Source organism: Serratia sp. FS14 (assembly GCF_000695995.1).
In the GTDB taxonomy this organism is placed as follows: domain Bacteria; phylum Pseudomonadota; class Gammaproteobacteria; order Enterobacterales; family Enterobacteriaceae; genus Serratia; species Serratia nematodiphila.
This window is the reverse complement of sequence record NZ_CP005927.1, coordinates 1,549,258-1,568,882: the sequence shown is the minus strand read 5'-3', so window position 1 is coordinate 1,568,882 and position 19,625 is coordinate 1,549,258. Positions and strand designations below refer to the sequence as shown.

Sequence of the window (19,625 nt, the reverse complement as noted above, 5' to 3'; positions counted from 1 at the left end):
TCTTGGCGGCCGATTTATTCCATTTACCTATAAGTTGAGCTGCGTCACAAGGAGGCGATACCCCGGATGAACCCGCCCCAAGCCCTGCCCGATCCCGGCCGGATTAACTTCCGCCTGCTGCACTATTTCCGCGTGGTGGCGGAAGAGATGAACTTCACCCAGGCGGCGCGGCGGCTGAATATGTCACAGCCGCCGCTCAGCAAACACATCAAAGAGCTGGAGAGTCAGCTTGGCGTCGTGCTGTTCAAACGCACCACCCGCTCCATGACGCTGACGCCGGCCGGGCGCACGCTGCTGCGCAACGTCGAGCGGCTGCTGGATCAGGCCGACAGCGCGTTGCATCAGGTGCAACAGATGGGGCGTGGCGAAGGCGGCCACATGGTGGTCGGCATGGTCGGCACCTCGGCCTGGGGCGGCCTGATCGCGGCGCTGCGGCGGTTCAGCGAGCGGAGCGCCGGCGTCACCTGGTCGTTGAACGAGCTGACGCCCAGCCAGCAAATCGCCGCGCTGCAAAAGCGGCATATCGACATCGGGGTCTGGCGAGAGGCGCAGCAGCAGACGCTGCCGGGGTTAACCTGCCAACAGTTGGCAAGCGAGAGCATCGCCGTGGTGCTGCCGCTCGATCATCCGCTGGCGCGGCAGGAAAACATCCCGCTGGCGGCGCTGCAGAACGACAGCTTCATCGTGCTGCCGCCGCATGAGGCCAGCCTGGGGCTGTATCTGCACAATCTGTGTCTGCAGCAGGGATTTTTGCCGGACGTCGCTTATCAGGTTAACGAGCCGCAGACCCTGCTGGCGCTGGTGGCGGAAGGCTGCGGCATCACGCTGCTGCCGGACAGCTACGGCCGCATCCCGTGGCCCGGCGTACGCTTTTGCTCGCTGCAACAGGCGCCGCCGGCGGATCTGTACGCGGTATACCGCACCGACAGCATCACGCCGGTGGTGCAGGCCTTCCTGGAAATGCTGCGGGCGCCGTAAGCGGCCCACAGCGCAGATTACATCGTCGGCTGCACCATCAGCTGGCCGGCGGTGCCGCGATCGGCCATCTCCAGCGTCTGGCTGTAATACAGGAACGGGAAGTGTTCGGAAGTGGATTGGTTGAAATACACCAGCAGCTCGACGTCGCCATCGACCCAGACGGTATCCTTCCAGCCGCGATCTTCCGCCATCGGCTGCGCGCCGTTGACGCGTTTGATCAGGAACTGCACGCCCTGAATATGGAACGCCTGCGGCGTATCCGCATGAATGTTCCAGCGTTCCCAGGTGCCTTGCTGCGCCTGTACGTCGATGCGGTTCATGTCCCAAATTGCGCCGTTGATGCCGACGCCGCCGTCGCCCAGGCGGAAATCGCGGGTGCGGCTGGCGCTGCCGTCCAACAGCTGATCCGCCAGCAGGCGCATCGGCAGGTTGTCGGTCACCAGCGGCAGCAGGCCGGTCGGGCGCAGCGTCAGCACCTGGGTGGACACCAGAATGCTCGACGGCTCGAACAGGCCGCGCAGGCGATCCATGATGCCCGCCGCTTCACCGGCGGTGATGGTCACCTCTTCGCCCTTCGACATGTCGATCAGCACTTCCCGGCGTTCGCCAGGCGCCAACGACAGCTGCTGCACCGCGACCGGCGCAGGCAGGAAGCCCTGATCGCTGGCAATCACGTTGAACGGCCGCCCGTCGCTGAGCTGCAGGGTATAGCGGCGCGCGTTGGAGGCGTTAAGCAGGCGCAGACGCACCCAGCCGCGCGACACGTCGACATACGGGTTTTGCACGCCGTTGACCAACAGCGTATCGCCGACGAAACCGTCCTGCGACGGTGCATCGTATTGCGGTGTGCCGAAGTTATCGAAGCGTTTGTCCTGAATGATCAGCGGGAAATCGTCGACGCCGTAGTGGTTGGGCAGCGGCAGCGCTTTGCTGACGGCATCTTCCACCAGCCACAGCCCGGCCAGCCCGTTGTAAACGTGCGGCGCCATACGGTTCGGCGTGTTGGCGTGGTACCAGCAGGTGGCCGCCGCCTGACGAATGGGCAGCACCGGCGACCAGTCGACGTTAGGCGACATCATGCGCGGCGCGCCGCCCATCAGCGTGCCTGGCACCTGCAGACCGCTGACGGTCATCGCTACCGGCTCCTGCAGGCGGTTGCTGTAGATCAGTTTGACGTCGTCACCGCTGTAAACCCGCACCGTCGGCCCCAGGTACATGCCGTTGATGCCCCACACCGCCGCTTTACGGTTATCCATAAACGCCCAATGGGCGCGCTGCAAGGTCAGGAACAGCGGCTGACCGCGGCGAGACTCCAGCAGCGGGGGAATGGGTAACGGGGTCTGCGTTCCGCTCGCCTCAGCCCTCAGCGGCACGGCGCCCGCGCACAGCGCCAGGCCCGATGCCTGTAAAAACTGACGTCGACTGAGTGACATATTTTCTCCATGAAAAGCAATAACTAAACCGTGTGCAAAACCCAAACGCCCGCCAATCAAGATTAGCAGGCGTTCAGGCGTTAACGGCGCTGAACGCCAATTAAAACCCTATTCTTTGAAGCCGGTAGACTCTTATTTTTTGGCGGCGTTGCGCTGGGCGACTTCGGCGTCCAATTCGGCGATTTTCGCCTCCATCAGCTCGCGGCAATGGGCCGCCAGCTCGCGCACGTTTTCTTTGCCGTATTTGCTGGTATCCACCGGCGCCAACATCTCGACGATCACATGACCGTTATTCCAGCGATTAAGATTTATATTACCGCTGGTGGTGGATACGCAGATCGGCACAATCGGCACGCCGGCGGCAATGGCCGCGTGGAAGGCGCCGGTTTTAAACGGCATCAGCCCACGACCGCGGCTGCGGGTCCCTTCCGGGAACATCCAGATCGAAATGTCTTTCTTTTTGAACTGCTCCGCCACCTGGGCGATGGTGCCGTGCGCCTTGGCGCGATTATCACGATCTATCAGCAGATTACCGGTCAGCCAATACAGCGGGCCGAAAAACGGGATCCACACCAGACTTTTTTTACCGACGGTCACGGTGCGCGGCTGCACGATATTGGAGGCCGTCACCATGTCGTAGTTATTTTGGTGGTTGGCGATATAGATGCAGTTGCCATTGTTGGCCGCATCGGCCGGCACGCGGGTTTCAACCTTGATGCCGAACAGCGTCGACAGGCGGCCGAAAAGATGGCCGAAGGTTGCCACATGGCGAGGGTTGCGCGGGCTGAACAAGCAATAAACAGAACCGAAAATACACACCAGAATACAGAAAAGAGTGGCGAGAACGGCACGCAAAATCAATAACATAACAACCTCATTAGCACACAGCCAACGCAGTTTACTTCGCTGCGCAGATTCCTTTACTCATTATTTGCCGGCCAGGCGGTAAGCACGCCGATGTCGCCTGCATTTCTCGCTATTTTCCTGCCAGGCGGCAGTACGCACAATAATTTTATGCGCAGAAATGTTAACTATTTGGAAAATAAACGCCAGCAAAAATAAATAAGGCGGCCACAGCTCGCTGCGACCGCCCGTTAACGCCGGCGCCAACGCTTACTCTTCGCTGTCGCCGCCCGACGCCCGCACCGGCGCATCCACTTCGACGCGATCGATGCGCTGCAGGCCGCGCGGCAGCTGGGTGCCCTTACGGCCGCGCTCCGCGCGGAACTTCTGCAGATCTTCCGGACGCAGCGTCAGCTTGCGTTTGCCGACGTGCAGCGTGACGGAGGCCTGCGGCGGCAGCACGAACAGCCAGGCCAGCTTGTCTTCACCGGCGGCGGCCTGCGCCGCCGGAATGGAGACGATCTTGTTGCCCTTGCCCTTCGACAGCTGCGGCAGATCGGCGACCGGGAACATCAGCATGCGCCCGGCGGCGGTGATCGACAGCAGCATATCGTCTGCGCCGTGGATCTCCATCGGCGGCAGCGCTCTGGCGTTGTCCGGCAGCGTGATCATCACCTTGCCGGCGCGGTTGCGCGCCACCAGATCGTTGAAGGTGCAAACGAAACCGTAACCGGCGTCGGACGCCATCAGCAGTTTTTGATCGTCGGCCGCCATCAGCACCTGCTCGATGGTGGCGCCCGGCGGCGGCGTCAGCTTGCCGGTCAGCGGCTCGCCCTGCCCGCGCGCCGAAGGCAGCGTCATCGGATCGAGCGCATAGCTGCGCCCGGTAGAGTCGATAAACACCACCGGCTGGTTGCTCTTGCCGCGCGCCGCGCCGCGGAAGCTGTCGCCGGCCTTGTAGCTCAACCCTGTCGGATCGATGTCGTGGCCCTTGGCGCTGCGCACCCAGCCCATTTCCGACAGCACGATGGTCACCGGCTCGGACGGCACGAAGTCGTGCTCGCTCATCGCCTTGGCTTCCGCGCGCTCGGTCAGCGGCGAACGGCGATCGTCGCCGTAGGTTTGCGCGTCGGCCTGGATCTCTTTCTTAATCAGCGTATTCAGCTTGCGCTCGGACGCCAGCAGCGCCTGCAGTTGATCGCGCTCTTTCGCCAGCTCGTCCTGCTCACCGCGGATCTTGACCTCTTCCAGCTTGGCCAGGTGACGCAGTTTCAGCTCGAGGATCGCTTCCGCCTGGGTATCGGAGATGCCGAAACGCTGCATCAGCACCGGCTTCGGCTCATCCTCGCTGCGGATGATGTGGATCACCTCGTCGATATTGAGGAACGCCACCAGCAAACCTTCGAGGATATGCAAACGCTTGAGCACCTTCTCGAGGCGGTAGTTCAGGCGGCGGCGCACCGTATCGCGACGATAGGCCAACCATTCGGTGAGGATCTCCACCAGCCCTTTCACCTGCGGGCGGTTGTCCAGACCGATCATGTTCATGTTGATGCGGTAGCTGCGTTCCAGATCGGTGGTGGCGAACAGGTGATTCATCACCTGCTCCAGATCGATGCGGTTGGAACGCGGCACGATCACCAGACGCGTCGGGTTTTCGTGGTCGGATTCATCGCGCAGATCCTCGACCATCGGCAGCTTCTTGGCGCGCATCTGGCTGGCGATCTGCTCCAGCACCTTGGCGCCGGAGACCTGATGCGGCAAGGCGGTAATCACCGCGCTGCCGTCCTCTTTCTTCCACACGGCGCGCATGCGCACCGAGCCGCGGCCGCTCTGGTAAATTTTGCGAATTTCATCGCGCGGGGTAATGATCTCGGCTTCGGTCGGGAAGTCCGGCCCCTGCACGAACTCGAGCAGGTCATCGAGCGAGGCGCCCGGCTTGTCGAGCAGCGCCACTGCCGCAGCGGCGACTTCGCGCACGTTGTGAGGCGGAATGTCGGTCGCCATGCCAACCGCGATGCCGGTGGTGCCATTCAGCAGGATGTTCGGCAGACGCGCCGGCAGCATCTTCGGCTCTTGCAGCGTGCCGTCAAAGTTCGGGATCCAGTCGACCGTGCCCTGGCCCAGTTCGGCCAGCAAGACCTCGGCGTATTTGGACAGGCGCGATTCGGTATAACGCATCGCCGCGAACGACTTGGGATCGTCCGGCGCACCCCAGTTCCCCTGGCCGTCCACCAGCGGATAGCGATACGAGAACGGCTGCGCCATCAGCACCATGGCTTCATAACACGCGCTGTCGCCATGCGGGTGATACTTACCCAGCACGTCGCCCACGGTGCGGGCGGATTTCTTGAATTTGGCGCTGTTGGTCAGCCCCAGCTCAGACATGGCGTAGATGATGCGGCGTTGTACCGGCTTCAAACCGTCGCCAATGTACGGCAACGCCCGATCCATGATGACGTACATGGAATAGTTCAGATAGGCGTTTTCAGTGAATGTGTGCAGCGGTAAACGCTCTACACCGTCATGAGTCAGATCACTCATTACTCAATTATCCTCAGACCGTGGCTTGGCAATCCCTTGGACGACAAAAGGCATCGCTTGTCGATTCTGCCCGCGATAGTAACCCATCTGCGGGGTAGCTGTCACAGTTGGCGCAAGGATCGCCGACGACGGCCGATTGCGCGATGCGGTTTATGCAAAATTTAGCTACCTGGCGGCCTCTTTATTGACTGACAGTCAACACTGTTGTGCGCTGGATCGCATTTTTACTTGCCTGACTCACGATTACACTCGTCACCAGCGAGATGGTTTCCGCCTTTTCCGCGGGAAGCATGCCATATCTTAACACTGACGGGAGCCGCGAAAGATGAGCAATATCCTGATTATCAACGCTAAAAAACAATTCGGCCATTCCAACGGCGAACTCAACCAAACCCTGAGCGACGTGGCGGAAAGCTTCCTGCGCGATCTGCAGCACGATGTGCAGGTCACCGTGGTCGACGACGGCTATGACATCGAAGCCGAAGTACAGAAATACCTGTGGGCCGACGCGATCATCTATCAGATGCCGGGCTGGTGGATGGGCGAACCTTGGATCCTGAAAAAATACATCGATGAAGTGTTCACCGCCGGTCACGGCAGCCTGTATGCCAACGACGGGCGCTCTCGTTCTGACGAAAGCAAAAAATATGGCTCCGGCGGCCTGATCCAGGGCAAAAAATACCTGCTGAGCCTGACCTGGAACGCCCCGATGGAGGCCTTCACCGATCCCGATCAGTTCTTCCACGGCGTCGGCGTCGACGGCGTTTACCTGCACTTCCACAAGGCCAACCAGTTCCTGGGAATGGAAGCGCTGCCGACCTTTATCTGCAATAACGTGATAAAACAACCGGATATCGAAGCGGACATCGCACGTTATCGCGAGCATTTGGCGAAAATTTTTGCTTAACTGACGCAGAACATTCTCATCAACGAGGCAGACATGATCACCGTAATCGCAGAAATCAAAGTGAAACCCGGCCACCGCGCCACCGTACTGCAAGCCATTGAAAAACTGGTGCCGCTGGTGCTGGCGGAAGACGGCTGCGGCGAATATACGCCGATGGTCGACAGCAATACCCAGGCCCCCTGGCAGAAACGGTCGCCGGATTCGGTGTTCATGCTGGAGAAATGGGAAAGCATGGCGCATCTGGAAAAACACCTGGCCATTGAGCACATGCTCAAACACCGCGAGACCATCAAGGACAGCGTGCTGGACACCGAGATCTACATCCTGGAAAACGCCCTGTAAGCTCCGCCTTATAACGTCTGCGCGTCGATGTGCGCGCTGACGTAGTCAAGAAAACAGGTGATGCGCGCCGCCAATTGCGTATTGCGGTAATACACCGCGTTGATCGGCTGGCGCACGTCCAGCGTCTCCTGCTCCAGCAACGTCACCAACTTGCCGGCTTCCCGATCGCGACGGGTCATAAAGTCTGCCAGCTGTACGATCCCCTCGCCCTGCAGCGCCAATTGCCGCAGCGTTTCACCGCTGGACGCAGAGATCGTCGGCGTGATGGCGAAATGCGGCGCCTGGCGATAGCGCAACGGCCACTGGTTCAGCGACTCCGGCTGGGTAAAACCGAGCAGACAATGCCGATGCAACTCCTCCACGCTCTGCGGCGTGCCGTGCTGCTGCAGATAAGCCGGGCTGGCGAGGATGCGCAGCCGGCTGGCTCCCAGCGCGCGCGCATGAATGGTCGAATCACGCAACGCCCCGATGCGAATGGCAATATCCGTGCGTTTTTCCAGTAGATCGATAATCAGGTTGTCGGTGTTCAGCTCGAGCGAAATTTGCGGATAACGTTCTCTGAATCCCGCCACCAGCGGCACGATGACGTGCTCCATAAAAGGTGCGGCCGCATTGATCCGCAGCCGCCCGGCGGGCATTTGCCGGCGCACCGCCATTTGCTCTTCGGCATTTTCCACCGAGCTGATGATCGTACGCGCATGGTTCAGGAAGCTCAGCCCCTCTTCGGTCAGCTCCAAACGACGCGTCGTGCGGCGCATCAGGGTGGTATCGAGCTTATTCTCCAGGCGGCTGAGCGCGCGGCTGATGCCGGATGTTGTCTGGCCGAGCCGATCGGCGGCGGCGGTGATAGAACCGCTGTCGACCACCGAGGTGAACGCCAGCAATTCTTCGAGCGTGATCTTCATGCATTCCGGCCCAGGTTATCGGGCGCCGCATGAACGCCCTGCGGGAAAGCCGGCCCGGCGTTTCGCCGGGCCAGGGTCAGGCTCAGACCGCCAATTCGGCCATGTCGCCCTTGTCTTGCAGCCAGTTGCGGCGATCTTCCGAACGCTTCTTGGCCAACAGCATGTCCATCACCGCCAGCGTCTGATCGACGTCATCTTCCGCCACCGTCAGTTGCACCAGACGGCGGGTGTTCGGATCGAGGGTGGTTTCGCGCAGCTGCAGCGGGTTCATCTCGCCCAGCCCTTTAAAGCGCTGCACATTCGGCTTGCCCTTCTTGCGCTTCAGCTGTTCCAGCACGCCGGCTTTCTCTTCTTCATCCAGCGCGTAGAACACCTCTTTACCGAGATCGATGCGGTACAGCGGCGGCATGGCCACATAAACGTGCCCGCCTTTCACCAGCGAACGGAAGTGGCGCACGAACAGCGCGCACAGCAGCGTAGCAATGTGCAGGCCGTCGGAGTCCGCATCCGCCAGGATGCAGATTTTGCCGTAGCGCAATTGGCTGAGATCTTCGCTGTCCGGATCGATGCCGATCGCCACGGAAATGTCGTGCACTTCCTGCGAGGCCAGCACTTCGTCCGAGGACACTTCCCAGGTATTCAGGATCTTGCCCTTCAGCGGCATGATCGCCTGATATTCACGATCGCGCGCCTGCTTGGCCGATCCGCCCGCCGAATCCCCTTCCACCAGGAACAGTTCGGTCATGGCCAGATCCTGCGAGGTGCAGTCCGCCAGCTTGCCCGGCAGCGCCGGCCCGCTGGTCAGCTTCTTGCGCACCACTTTCTTGGCGGCGCGCAGACGGCGTTGGGCGCTGGAGATCGCCAGCTCGGCCAGCTGTTCCGCCGCCTGAACGTTCTGGTTCAGCCACAGGCTGAAAGCGTCTTTCACCACGCCGGAAACGAAGGCCGCGCACTGACGCGAGGAGAGACGCTCTTTGGTCTGCCCGGCGAACTGCGGATCCTGCATCTTCACCGACAGCACGTAGGCGCAGCGATCCCAGATATCCTCCGCCGACAGCTTCACGCCGCGCGGCAGAATATTGCGGAATTCGCAGAACTCGCGCATCGCGTCCAGCAACCCCTGACGCAGGCCGTTGACGTGGGTGCCGCCCTGCATGGTCGGGATCAGGTTGACGTAGCTTTCGGTCAGCAGCTCGCCGCCTTCCGGCAGCCACAGCAGCGCCCAGTCCACCGCTTCGGTGTCACCGGCGAAGTTGCCGACGAACGGCGCTTCCGGCAGGGTGATCAGGCCGTTAACCGCTTCCATCAGGTAGTCGGTCAGGCCGTCCTGGTAACACCAGCGCTGCTCGGTGTTGTTCACCTTATCGATGAAATAGATCTCGACGCCGGGGCACAGCACCGCTTTGGCTTTCAGCAGGTGAGTCAGGCGCGATACCGAGAAACGCGGGCTGTCGAAGAACTGTTCGTCGGGCCAGAAGTGCACGCTGGTGCCAGTGTTGCGTTTGCCGCAGGTGCCGGTCACCGTCAGATCTTGCACTTTGTCGCCGTTTTCGAAGGCGATGCTGTAAACGTTGCCGTCGCGGCGCACGTTGACTTCCACCCGCTTCGACAGGGCGTTGACCACCGAGATGCCCACGCCGTGCAGGCCGCCGGAGAACTGGTAGTTTTTATTCGAGAATTTACCGCCGGCGTGCAGCCGACACAGGATCAACTCAACCGCCGGCACGCCCTCTTCCGGGTGGATGTCCACCGGCATGCCGCGGCCGTCGTCGATCACTTCCAGCGACTGATCGGCGTGCAGGATCACGTCGATGCGCTTGGCGTGGCCGGCCAACGCTTCGTCGACGCTGTTATCGATCACCTCTTGGCCGAGGTGGTTTGGGCGCGTCGTGTCGGTATACATGCCGGGACGACGGCGCACTGGTTCTAGACCGCTGAGTACTTCAATGGCATCAGCGTTATAGCTGGATTGAGTCATCGTTGATTATTTTTTCGTGGTTAAAGGGAGGTGCCGGAACGGCCCGTCAGACCGCGTTTAGCCCTAAAAAATCCACAATCTGGGGGAAGTAGTGCTCGAAACCGACGAAGGCGTGGTTTCCACCCGACTCCACCGTTTGCCGACACGCGGTGTAATACGCCACTGCCTGGCCGTAATCGAGAATTTCATCGCCCGTTTGCTGCAGCAGCCAGATTAAATCCGGCGACTCCAAAGGATCGATCTGCATCACTTTCAGATCGTAAACGTGCCGAGACTCTAACACATATTGCTGGCCGGTGTAGGGGTTCTCGTTGGCGCCGAGGTAGTCGACCAGCAGCTCAAACGGCTTGACCGCCGGGTTGACCACCACCGCCGGCAGGGAAAAACACTGCGACAGCCAGGTGGCGTAATAGCCGCCCAGCGACGAGCCGACCAGCCCGAGCGTTTGCCCGGCGCGTTCCAGCACCAGATTTTCCAGCATCTCGGCGGCCTCCGCCGGAAAGGCCGGCAGCTGCGGCACCAACATCTCGATATCGGGATGGTGTTCGGCCAGCCAGGCCTTGAAGGCCACCGCCTTGGCCGACTGCGGCGAGCTGTTGAAACCGTGCAGGTAGAGCAGTGTCGAAGGCATCAGTATCCATCCGAGTCCATATCGGGGCGGAAGTCGTCGTTTTCCAGGCGGAACACCTGCGTCTCGACGCGACCGTCCGGCAGCAGATCGAGGTAGCGCCAGCCGGGGGAAACGTCGTCAATGGTGAAGTTCGTGCAGTGCGGCTTGAATTGCACGCAGGTAGACGGCGTCGCCAACAGGCGCCGCCCCTGCCATTCCAGATCCAGATCCTGGTGAATGTGCCCGCACACCACGGTATTCACTTTCGGATAACGCAGCAGGATCGCGCCCAGCATATGCGGGTTGCGCAGGCTGTGCTGATCGAGCCAGGTGCAACCGGACGGTAGCGGATGATGGTGCAGCAGCAACAGCGTATAGCGCTCGGGGTGAGCCTGCAGGCAGCGCTCCATCCACTCCAGCTGGTATTCGCTCAACTCGCCGTGCGGCACGCCGAACACCTGGCTGTCCAGCATCAGCACTTGCCAGTTATCGCCCAGCAGCACCTGTTTGGAAGGCGCGATGCCTGCGGCGGCCAATGCGTCGACCATCGCCGGTTGAAAATCGTGGTTGCCCGGCAGCCACACGCAGGGGGCAGGCAGTTGCGCGATGCCGGCGGCGAAGTGGCGGTACGCCTCTTGCGAATGATCCTGCGCCAAATCTCCCGTGGCGACGATCAAATCGACGTCGCGGCGCTGCGCCTGGATGGCGTCCAGCACCGCGTGATAGCTGCGATAGGTATTGATGCCGAGCAACGTCTCGTGTTCGCCGGCAAAAAGGTGGGTATCTGTTATTTGTAGAATCCTGACCGCGGCCCCACTCGCCACGGGCAGTTTAAACAGGCTTTCCAAATGGTGTCCTTTGTTATTTCAGTCTGTCTAACAAACCGGAACCGCCATCGCTCCATGCGCCAAACAGTAGCGCAGCCAATCAGCAAGAAACTGGTTAATTTGATGCTTTTCGTCGCGTTGATGCAACTTTTTATTAGGATAATCATAACGCGCTTTAAAGCGGTAGATCTGCTGACTGGAACACACTTCCGCAACCATGGCGTCATGGTACAACCGCACCGTCATCGCGGGCAGGCTCCAGTAGCTGACCGCCGGAAAGATCTGCTCGATCTCCACCAGCGACGTGTAACGCGTGGACTCAACGATGGTCAAACGATAGCCGGCGCCGTTCACCTGATAAGTCACCGTTTCGCCCGCTTCGTCGTTGCGCGGCAGCAAGCGGCGCAATTGCGCGAAGTTGGTTTCGCACAATCTCATCATTTCGGGGAAATCAGGGGTATAGCGCTGTTTCATTAGTTGGCCCACTCTTTTCTCAACGATTCATGGTGCAACGCCAGCCATTGCAATGCAATCACTGATGCGGCGTTATCGATCGCGCCTTCCTCAACCCAGCGGTAAGCCTGTTCGCGGCTGACCACATGAACGCGGATATCTTCATGTTCTTCCGCCAGGCCGTGGATGCCCTCGGCGGTGCCGGCGTCCACTTCGCCGACCATGATCGACAAACGTTCGCTGGTGCCGCCGGGGCTGGCCAGATAGCTCAGCACCGGTTTGCAGCGCCCGACCACCACGCCGGCCTCCTCCTGCGCTTCGCGGCGGCACACGTCCTCGACGCTTTCACCGGTTTCGATCATACCCGCCACCATTTCCAGCAGCCAGGGCGAATTACTGGTATCGACCGCAGCGATGCGCAGTTGTTCAATCAGCACAACCTCGTCGCGCACCGGATCGTAGGGCAGCAGCACCGCCGCATGGCCGCGTTCGAAAATTTCACGCGTGATTTCAGGGCTCATTTCGCCATTGAACAACCGATGGCGAAACCGGTATAAATTGAGTGAAAAAAAACCACGGTACAGCGTCTCGCGTGCAATAATTTCTACATCTTTTTTATCGAAAGTAACGGGCGATGGCTGCGAACGGTTCATGCGCGAATTCTCCTGCTTGAGTATGCCGATAAAATAAACGGTTTTGATGACAGAAACAGCGGGACTCTCCGCCGCGGCTTTATGTTAGGCTGTTTTTCGCCGCCGGATGCGGCACGTTTGTGCGCTCGCAGGTAATAGCGGGAAACAATCCGGATTGTCAGCCATAATATCAGCTGCAGTCGGCCCGGGCAGTACGCCAAGGTAAATGGGTGGTCTGAAAGGTAAAAGTTACGTGAGATGGCACATTCAGCCACCTGATGCGTACCTCAGACTCTGCTAGAATCGGCAACTATTTCGTCTATCGTCAGCGCTAACATAGCAATATTGCTGCACAACAAGGAATGCAAATGAAGAAACTGCTCCCCCTTCTTATCGGACTGAGCCTGGGCGGCTTCAGTGCAATGAGCCAGGCAGAGAACCTGCTGCAGGTCTACAAACAGGCCAGGGAAAGTAACCCGGATCTGCGCAAAAGTGCAGCTGACCGCGACGCCGCATTCGAAAAGATCAATGAAGCGCGCAGCCCGTTGCTGCCGCAGCTCGGTTTGACCGCAGGTTACGATTACACCAACGGTTATCGTGACAGCAATGGCGTTAACAGCAACGTGACCAGCGGTTCGTTGGCGCTGACGCAAACTATTTTCGACATGTCGAAATGGCGCCAGCTGACGCTGCAGGAAAAGACCGCCGGCATCTCCGACGTTACCTTCCAGACAGCGGAACAGCAGCTTATTCTCAACACGGCGACCGCTTACTTCAACGTGCTGAAAGCGATCGATACGCTGTCCTATACTCAGGCGCAGAAAGACGCGGTGTATCGCACGCTGGATCAAACCACCCAGCGCTTCAACGTGGGCCTGGTGGCGATCACCGACGTGCAGAACGCCCGCTCGAACTACGACACCGTGCTGGCGGCGGAAGTCTCCGCCCGCAACGATCTGGACAACGCGCTGGAAACTCTGCGTCAGGTCACCGGCACCTTCTACCCCGAACTGGCCTCGCTGAACACCGATCGCTTCAGCACCCAGCGCCCGGAAGCGGTGAACAACCTGCTGAAAGAAGCGGAAGCGCGCAACCTGAGCCTGCTGTCCGCCCGTCTGAGCCAGGATCTGGCGCGCGAGCAAATCCGCGCAGCCCAAACCGGCTATATGCCGACGATTGACGTCAGCGCGTCAACCGGCATCAGCAATACCAAATACAACGGCTCCAATACCGGTGGCGCGAATGCCGCACGCTACAGCGACTCCGATGCGGGCCAAAATAAGGTCGGCATCAGCTTCAACCTGCCGCTGTACAGCGGCGGCGCGACCAATTCGCAGGTTAAACAAGCGCAGTACGGCTTCGTCGGCGCCAGCGAGCAGTTGGAAAGCTCACACCGCAGCGTGGTGCAGACCGTTCGTTCGTCGTTCAACAACGTTAACGCTTCAATCAGCAGCATCAACGCCTACAAACAGGCGGTGATCTCCGCGCAAAGCTCCCTGGACGCGATGGAAGCCGGTTATCAGGTCGGTACCCGCACCATCGTCGACGTGCTGGACGCCACCACCACGCTGTATAACGCCAAACGTCAGCTGTCCAACGCGCGTTATACCTATCTGATCAACCAGCTGAACATCAAGTCGGCGCTCGGCACGCTGAACCAGAACGATCTGCTGCTGTTGAACGGCGCGTTGGGCAAGCCGGTATCGACCGCGCCTGACGCCGTCGCACCGCAAAACCGCGCGCAGGACGCCTATGCGGACGGTTATCAGGACAATGCGCCGATGCAACAGACCGCGGCGCCGGTACCGGCGGCCACTCGCGCATCCGCGCCGGCCGTTACCACCAGCCAACCGGCTCGCCACAGCGGCAACCCATTCCGCAACTGATGCGCGCACGCGGATAAACACGGGGTTCGGCCTGCGCCGCGCCCCGTTTTTTTTGCCTCGATTTCGCCACTTCTGCCCGCCGCCTCACAGCCGCCGCTGCGCCAGGTGATATCATCGTCACTCTCGTTTTCGCAGTTGGATGAGGTTCGATGGACAACGATTCACGTTGGCAGCAACTGATTAACGACGGCGAACTGCCGCCGCCGCTGCGCCCAACGCCGGCGGTGTATGCCTCCTGGCTGCGTTGCCGCAGCCTGATGCAGCCTGATGTCTGGCAAGCGCCGCACCGCGCGCAGGGCGCGACCTTCGAATCGATTTGCCGCCGCAAGAACGATCTGCTGACGCTCGGCCAGGCGGCGCTGGAAGACGCCTGCGAATACATGGAGCCGCGTCGCTGTCTGTTGATGATCCTCGACGAGAGCGGCTGCATGCTGTGGCGCTGCGGCGACGCCCAAACCTGGGAGCCTCTGCAGCAACTGGGATTCGCCCCCGGCGCCTACTGGGCCGAGGGGCAGATCGGCACCAATGCCCCAGCGCTGGCGGCGGCGGAAGGCCACCCGGTACGAGTGAGTGGTGAAGAGCACGTGCGCCGGGCGCTGCACGGTTGGTCTTTCTGCGCGACGCCGGTCTACGACAACAGCGGCCGCCAGCGCGGCTCGATCGCGCTGGGCTGCCTGCTGGCCGACTGCGCCGCCGGCGATCTGTCGCTGACGCTGGCCATCGCCCGCGAAATAGGCAATTCGCTGAACGCCGACGGCCTGCTGGCGGAATCCAACCGCCATCTGAACCAGCTTTACGGCCTGCTGGACGGCGTGGACGACGGCGTTATGGCCTGGGATCATCGCGGCTACCTGCAATACATCAACCAACGCGCCGCCGGCCTGCTAAAACTGGACGAGCAGCAGAGCCAGGGCAAACCGCTGGCGCAGTTGCTGACGCTGCCCGCTCTGCTCAAGCGCGCCATCGCCGATCGGCAACCGCTGCAACACGTCGAAGTCACCTTCGAAAGCCAGCGGCAATTTATCGCCGCCTTGCTGACGCTCAAGCCGATTTTCGACGGCGATCGCTGCAGTTTCATCGCCCTGCTTCACCCGCTCGAACGGCTGCGTCAGTATGTCAGCAGCCAGCTGGGGCGCGTCAGCCACAGCTTCGAGCAGATGCCCTCCGCCTCGCTGGAGATGCGGCGGCTGATCCGTTACGGCCAGCAGGCGGCCAAAGGCCAGCATCCGATCCTGCTGCGCGGTGAGGAAGGCGTCGGCAAAGAGCTACTCAGCCAGGCCATCCACAACGCCGGCGAACGCGCCGCCGGGCCGTATATCGCCCTCAACTGCCAACTGCTGCCGCAGGCGCAGGGGCTGCGTGAGCTGCTGGGCAGCGACGCCAGCGAAGAAGAGGCGGGCCAGCTCAGCAAATTCGAATTGGCCAACGGCGGTACGCTGTACCTCGAACAGATCGAATACCTGCCGGCGGAGATGCAGTCGGCGTTGCTGCAGGTGCTGAAAACCGGCGTGGTGATCCGCCTCAATTCCAGCCGGGTGATCCCGGTCGATGTGCGGGTGATCGCCGGCAGCGCCGCCGATCTGCCGCTGCTGGTGCAGCAAAACCGCTTCCGCCGCCAGCTGTTTTACAGCCTGCAGGCGTTCGAGATCCAGATCCCGCCGCTGCGTCAGCGGCTGAGCGACATCCCGCTGCTGGTCAAACACCATCTGCGCACGCTGGAGCAGCATTTTCAGTGTCGCTTTCGGGTGGATGACGAAGTGATGGCCCAGCTGGCGCTCTACCTGTGGCCGGGCAACGATTTGGAACTGAAAGGGGTGGTGGAGCGCGCGGCGATGATCTGCCACGGTCACCACATCCAGCTGGCGGATCTGCCGGCGCACCTGCTCGGCCAGCCGTCGCTGCTGGAAAGCGATCCGCAGCCTGGCGCGCCGCTGTTGACGCTGACGGACATGGAGCGCCAGGCGATCCTGCGCGCGGCGACCGTCAGCCGCGGCCAGCTGACGGAAATGGCGCAGCTGCTGGGCATAGGCCGCACCACGCTGTGGCGGAAGATCAAACAGCACGGGATCGACATCCGCCAGTTCAAGCTGCGCGCCTAGTGGCTGAGCTGCAACACCCCGCGCGCGGCATCCAGCATCGCCTTCTGCCCGCTGCGGGTTTTGCTCAGGCAATCCTGCATGCCGACCACCATCGGAATGCCCATCGCCTTCGCCAAAATGGCGCTGTGCGACAGGGCATTGCCGCCACTCAGACAGATGCCGAGCACCAGCCGCCTGTCGAGCATCACCACCTCCGAAGGCATCAGTTCGTCCATCACCAATATTGACGGTTCTGTCAGCGCAATAACCGGCAGCGGCAGCCCCTGCAGATGGCACAGCGTGCGGCGCAGCATGTCGCGCACGTCCAGTTCGCGCGCCCGCATGTAGTCGTCATCCAGCTCGCGGTACTCTTCGGCGATCGCCTCCAGCACCTGTCGCCAGGCCTGCTCGGCGCTGCACAGCTGTTGCGCGATGCGGGTGTAAGCCGCCTGCTGCAGATCCGGATCGTCCAGCAGCATGCTGTGGGCGCCGAAGATCGCCGCCTGCGGCTTGCCGATCAGCGTGCCGGTGCGTTCCGCCAGCCGGTTCAGATCGCTCAGCGTATGCTGTAGCGCCTCCCGCAGGCGTTGCTGTTCGCCCAATACCTCGTCCGCGCCGATGCGCCGCTCGGACGTGGGTGGCCAGAAGCTGTAAGCCTGGAACACCGGCCCGCTGGTGACGCTTTCCGCCACCGGAATACCGTGCAGCGAAGGCTGCTGCCGCTCGGAGACCGTCTCGCCAAAATGCTGCTCCGCCAACGCTTTGAACGCCGCCAGCGCCTCGTCCGCCTGCGCGCCGTCGGCGATCAAACGGATGGTGTCGCCGTGACGCACCTGCAGCAGCGCCAGCTGATTGAGGCTGCGCGGATCGACGCACTGCCCCTGCTTTTCCAGCACCAGCTCGGCCTTGAACGGCGCCAGCGTCTCGACCAGCCGCGCCGCCGGGCGCGCATGCAACCCGTGCGGGTTCTGCACCGTCCAGGTTGCGCTTTTGCCCTGCGCCAGCGGCAAGGCCACGGTTTTCGCCGTAGGTGAAGCCTCGCCCAGCTGTGCCTGTTTGCCCTGCAGCGCCCCCTGCGCCTCCGCTACCACCTGCTCCAGTGAGGCGCCGGAGTTGGCGGCAACCACCGCCGCCAGCGTGCCTTCAACCAGCGGCGCCGCACACAGCCGCACTTTGGCGGCCAGATCCGGGTCCAGCAGATCGAGCGCGGTTTCGGCACTGAGCAGCGCGCTGCCCAGATCCATCAGCACCAGAACGCCATCGCCGTCGGCGACCGCTTCGATCGCCTCCATCACTTTGACCGCGTCGGTGCCGATCGGGTGCTGCTCGTCATCCACGCCCGCCGCCAGCGCCAGTTTGCAGCCGTCGCCGCGCATCATCTGCCGCGCCAACTGCTCAACGCCGCGCGCCAGCAACGCGCTGTGCGAAACCACCACGATATTAATCATCTCGCCTCCTGCTAACTGCCGGCGACCTCGGCCAGCGTTTTCATCATCAACATCACCGAAGTGGCGCCGGGATCCTGGTGGCCGATGCTGCGCTCGCCCAGGTAACTGGCCCGCCCCTTGCGCGCCTGCATGGTGATGGTGCTCTCCACCGCCCGCTCGGCGCTGTCGGCGGCGCGCTGCAGCGCCTCCGCCACGCTCAGGTTCTGCTGCGCGGACTGGCCGAGGCTTTCCACCACCGGCCACCAGACGTCGCACATGGTTTTGTCGCCCGGCTCCGCTTTGCCGCGCATCACCACGCCTTCAACCCCTTCCTGCATCACCTGATGCAGCTCCGTCAGATCCAGGCTTTGCTTGGCGTTCGCCGCCTGCGCCGCGCGGATGAAGAAGGTGCCGAACAGCGGACCGCTGGCGCCCCCCACGCTCGACAGCAGCGTCATGCCGGTGTTTTTCAGGATAAAACCGATGTCTTTGTCCGCCACCGACGGCAGTTTTTCCACCACCTTATTGAAACCGCGATTCATGTTCAAACCGTGGTCGGCATCACCGATCTCGGTGTCCAACTGGGTCAGAAAATCGCGTTCCCGGCTGAACACCTCGCCGCAACGCATCAGCCAATCGACAACCTGTTGTTTGGTCAACGCCATGATTCCTCCTCAGCAACCCCAACGCAGCGCAGGCGTTTTCACCGGCGCATCCCACAAGGACAACAGCTCGTCGTCCACGTTCAACAACGTGATGGATACCCCCTGCATATCCAGCGAGGTGCAATAAGAACCCACCAGGTTGCGTTCAATGATGATGCCCGCCTCGGCGCAGCGCTCCGCCAGCCGATGGTACACGCCATACAACTCAGACAATGGCGTGGCGCCCAGATTGTTGACCAGCGCGATCACCCGATCGCCGCGCGTCAACGGCTGCTTGGTCTGCATCTCGTCGCGCCACTCGCCCTGCTGACGATCCCAGACGCGGATCGCGCGCTGATAGTGGCCGTGGTCGATCAACGTATGGAACATGTCGTCCACCGCTGCGTTGAGCGTGGTGAACGGGCGGCGCGCAATGCCTGGCTCGCCGTGAATGCCGACGCCGAACTCCATTTCGTTCTCCGCCAGGGTGAACGACGGCTTGCCGGCGGCCGGTACGGTACAGGCGCCCAGCGCGATGCCGATCGAATGCCCGTGGTTGTTGATGCGATGCCCCAGCGTCACCACGCTGTCCAGATCGTCGCCGCGCGCCGCGGCGGCGCCCAACAGTTTCTCCATCAGCACGGTGTTGGCCACCCCGCGCCGCCCGGCGGTAAACAGGCTGTCTTTGACCGCCACGTCGTCATCCACCAGCACCGTCGCCACCGCGACGCCGCTGTCGTGCAGCAGCTCGGTGGCGGTTTCGAAGTTGAGCACGTCGCCGGTGTAGTTCTTGATCAGCAGCAGCACCCCGGCGCCGCCGTCGATCGCTTGACCGCACTCGTACATTTTATCCGGCGTCGGCGAGGTGAAAATCTCGCCCGGACAGGCGCCGTCGAGCATCCCTTCACCGACGAAGCCGCAGTGCATCGGCTCATGGCCGCTGCCGCCGCCGGACAGGATCGCCACTTTGCCCGCCACCGGCGCGTCGGCGCGGGTCACGAACACCGGATCCGCGTGCACCAGCAGCTCGGGATGAGCCTCCGCCAGCCCCTGCAACTGCTCTTCCAACACCGACTCGATCTGATTAATCAGTTTTTTCACGATGGTTTCCTCTGTAAGAACAGGGGCGCGGCGCACC

General features: G+C 61.6%; 17 protein-coding genes. 5 read left to right on the top strand and 12 right to left on the bottom strand.

Annotated features, from left to right (window positions below; all coding sequences use genetic code 11):
- The first annotated feature begins 66 nt into the window (after positions 1-66).
- A complete protein-coding gene (locus tag L085_RS07205) occupies positions 67-978 on the top strand; it encodes a LysR family transcriptional regulator (RefSeq protein WP_044030432.1) in 912 nt (303 codons plus the stop codon).
- 17 nt (positions 979-995) lie between these two features.
- On the opposite strand, the gene ftsP is transcribed toward L085_RS07205, so the two are convergent.
- The 3 genes from ftsP to parC form a co-directional block, all read right to left on the bottom strand.
- Positions 996-2,411, bottom strand: coding sequence for a cell division protein FtsP (ftsP, locus tag L085_RS07200; RefSeq protein ID WP_044030431.1), 1,416 nt, complete (start codon positions 2,409-2,411; stop codon positions 996-998).
- Positions 2,412-2,543: 132 nt separating this feature from the next.
- On the bottom strand, positions 2,544-3,278 hold the full coding sequence (locus L085_RS07195) for a 1-acylglycerol-3-phosphate O-acyltransferase (protein WP_004937266.1): 735 nt from the start codon (positions 3,276-3,278) through the stop codon (positions 2,544-2,546).
- 246 nt (positions 3,279-3,524) lie between these two features.
- Complete coding sequence (parC, locus tag L085_RS07190; RefSeq protein ID WP_004937261.1) at positions 3,525-5,798, bottom strand: DNA topoisomerase IV subunit A; 2,274 nt, start codon at positions 5,796-5,798, stop codon at positions 3,525-3,527.
- 325 nt (positions 5,799-6,123) lie between these two features.
- Here parC and L085_RS07185 point away from each other — a divergent pair, with 325 nt between their 5' ends.
- The gene (locus tag L085_RS07185; RefSeq protein ID WP_004937260.1) at positions 6,124-6,705 is read left to right on the top strand and encodes an NAD(P)H-dependent oxidoreductase; all 582 of its coding nucleotides are present in this window, start codon (positions 6,124-6,126) and stop codon (positions 6,703-6,705) included.
- Between the two features lie 33 nt (positions 6,706-6,738).
- A complete protein-coding gene (locus tag L085_RS07180; protein ID WP_004937258.1) occupies positions 6,739-7,047 on the top strand; it encodes a putative quinol monooxygenase in 309 nt (102 codons plus the stop codon).
- Positions 7,048-7,055: 8 nt separating this feature from the next.
- On the opposite strand, the gene L085_RS07175 is transcribed toward L085_RS07180, so the two are convergent.
- The 6 genes from L085_RS07175 to nudF form a co-directional block, all read right to left on the bottom strand.
- On the bottom strand, positions 7,056-7,952 hold the full coding sequence (locus L085_RS07175; protein ID WP_015379080.1) for a LysR substrate-binding domain-containing protein: 897 nt from the start codon (positions 7,950-7,952) through the stop codon (positions 7,056-7,058).
- A gap of 82 nt (positions 7,953-8,034) precedes the next feature.
- Positions 8,035-9,930: a DNA topoisomerase IV subunit B gene (gene parE / locus L085_RS07170; protein WP_004937254.1), complete on the bottom strand. Its 1,896-nt coding sequence runs from the start codon at positions 9,928-9,930 to the stop codon at positions 8,035-8,037.
- Positions 9,931-9,976: 46 nt separating this feature from the next.
- Positions 9,977-10,561, bottom strand: a complete 585-nt coding sequence (gene yqiA / locus L085_RS07165; protein ID WP_015379081.1) for an esterase YqiA — start codon at positions 10,559-10,561, stop codon at positions 9,977-9,979.
- Positions 10,561-11,388 carry a 3',5'-cyclic-AMP phosphodiesterase gene (gene cpdA / locus L085_RS07160; RefSeq protein ID WP_004937250.1) on the bottom strand — a complete coding sequence of 276 codons (828 nt, stop codon included), beginning with the start codon at positions 11,386-11,388 and terminating at the stop codon, positions 10,561-10,563. Before cpdA ends, yqiA begins: the two co-directional genes overlap by 1 nt.
- A 27-nt stretch (positions 11,389-11,415) precedes the next feature.
- Positions 11,416-11,841 (bottom strand): DUF1249 family protein, encoded by a 426-nt coding sequence (locus L085_RS07155; protein ID WP_004937244.1) that lies wholly within the window; start codon positions 11,839-11,841, stop codon positions 11,416-11,418.
- The gene (gene nudF / locus L085_RS07150) at positions 11,841-12,473 is read right to left on the bottom strand and encodes an ADP-ribose diphosphatase (RefSeq protein ID WP_004937242.1); all 633 of its coding nucleotides are present in this window, start codon (positions 12,471-12,473) and stop codon (positions 11,841-11,843) included. Before nudF ends, L085_RS07155 begins: the two co-directional genes overlap by 1 nt.
- A gap of 347 nt (positions 12,474-12,820) precedes the next feature.
- Here nudF and hasF point away from each other — a divergent pair, with 347 nt between their 5' ends.
- Both hasF and dhaR read left to right on the top strand, forming a co-directional pair.
- Complete coding sequence (gene hasF / locus L085_RS07145) at positions 12,821-14,338, top strand: multidrug efflux transporter outer membrane subunit HasF (protein ID WP_044030430.1); 1,518 nt, start codon at positions 12,821-12,823, stop codon at positions 14,336-14,338.
- 149 nt (positions 14,339-14,487) lie between these two features.
- Entirely contained in the window at positions 14,488-16,437 is a 1,950-nt protein-coding gene (gene dhaR, locus L085_RS07140) for a dihydroxyacetone kinase operon transcriptional regulator DhaR (RefSeq protein WP_044030429.1), read from the top strand.
- On the opposite strand, the gene dhaM is transcribed toward dhaR, so the two are convergent.
- Genes dhaM through dhaK form a run of 3 tightly spaced genes read right to left on the bottom strand, consistent with a single transcriptional unit; the run spans position 16,434 to position 19,588 of the window.
- Positions 16,434-17,864, bottom strand: a complete 1,431-nt coding sequence (dhaM, locus tag L085_RS07135) for a dihydroxyacetone kinase phosphoryl donor subunit DhaM (RefSeq protein ID WP_015379084.1) — start codon at positions 17,862-17,864, stop codon at positions 16,434-16,436. The two genes, dhaR and dhaM, sit on opposite strands and share 4 nt — an antisense overlap.
- An 11-nt stretch (positions 17,865-17,875) precedes the next feature.
- The gene (gene dhaL, locus L085_RS07130; protein WP_015379085.1) at positions 17,876-18,508 is read right to left on the bottom strand and encodes a dihydroxyacetone kinase subunit DhaL; all 633 of its coding nucleotides are present in this window, start codon (positions 18,506-18,508) and stop codon (positions 17,876-17,878) included.
- 9 nt (positions 18,509-18,517) lie between these two features.
- The gene (dhaK, locus tag L085_RS07125; protein ID WP_044030427.1) at positions 18,518-19,588 is read right to left on the bottom strand and encodes a dihydroxyacetone kinase subunit DhaK; all 1,071 of its coding nucleotides are present in this window, start codon (positions 19,586-19,588) and stop codon (positions 18,518-18,520) included.
- Between the last annotated feature and the right edge of the window lie 37 nt (positions 19,589-19,625).

Bases quoted from the DNA above. Each gene is read 5' to 3' on its own strand.
- L085_RS07195 (WP_004937266.1), bottom strand. From the start codon at position 3,278: ATGTTATTGATTTTGCGTGCCGTTCTCGCCACTCTTTTCTGTATTCTG.
- parC (WP_004937261.1), bottom strand. From the start codon at position 5,798: ATGAGTGATCTGACTCATGACGGTGTAGAGCGTTTACCGCTGCACACA.
- parE (WP_004937254.1), bottom strand. From the start codon at position 9,930: ATGACTCAATCCAGCTATAACGCTGATGCCATTGAAGTACTCAGCGGT.
- L085_RS07185 (WP_004937260.1), top strand. From the start codon at position 6,124: ATGAGCAATATCCTGATTATCAACGCTAAAAAACAATTCGGCCATTCC.
- L085_RS07155 (WP_004937244.1), bottom strand. From the start codon at position 11,841: ATGAAACAGCGCTATACCCCTGATTTCCCCGAAATGATGAGATTGTGC.
- L085_RS07175 (WP_015379080.1), bottom strand. From the start codon at position 7,952: ATGAAGATCACGCTCGAAGAATTGCTGGCGTTCACCTCGGTGGTCGAC.
- ftsP (WP_044030431.1), bottom strand. From the start codon at position 2,411: ATGTCACTCAGTCGACGTCAGTTTTTACAGGCATCGGGCCTGGCGCTG.
- yqiA (WP_015379081.1), bottom strand. From the start codon at position 10,561: ATGCCTTCGACACTGCTCTACCTGCACGGTTTCAACAGCTCGCCGCAG.
- dhaM (WP_015379084.1), bottom strand. From the start codon at position 17,864: ATGATTAATATCGTGGTGGTTTCGCACAGCGCGTTGCTGGCGCGCGGC.
- L085_RS07205 (WP_044030432.1), top strand. From the start codon at position 67: ATGAACCCGCCCCAAGCCCTGCCCGATCCCGGCCGGATTAACTTCCGC.
- hasF (WP_044030430.1), top strand. From the start codon at position 12,821: ATGAAGAAACTGCTCCCCCTTCTTATCGGACTGAGCCTGGGCGGCTTC.
- dhaR (WP_044030429.1), top strand. From the start codon at position 14,488: ATGGACAACGATTCACGTTGGCAGCAACTGATTAACGACGGCGAACTG.
- dhaL (WP_015379085.1), bottom strand. From the start codon at position 18,508: ATGGCGTTGACCAAACAACAGGTTGTCGATTGGCTGATGCGTTGCGGC.
- L085_RS07180 (WP_004937258.1), top strand. From the start codon at position 6,739: ATGATCACCGTAATCGCAGAAATCAAAGTGAAACCCGGCCACCGCGCC.
- nudF (WP_004937242.1), bottom strand. From the start codon at position 12,473: ATGAACCGTTCGCAGCCATCGCCCGTTACTTTCGATAAAAAAGATGTA.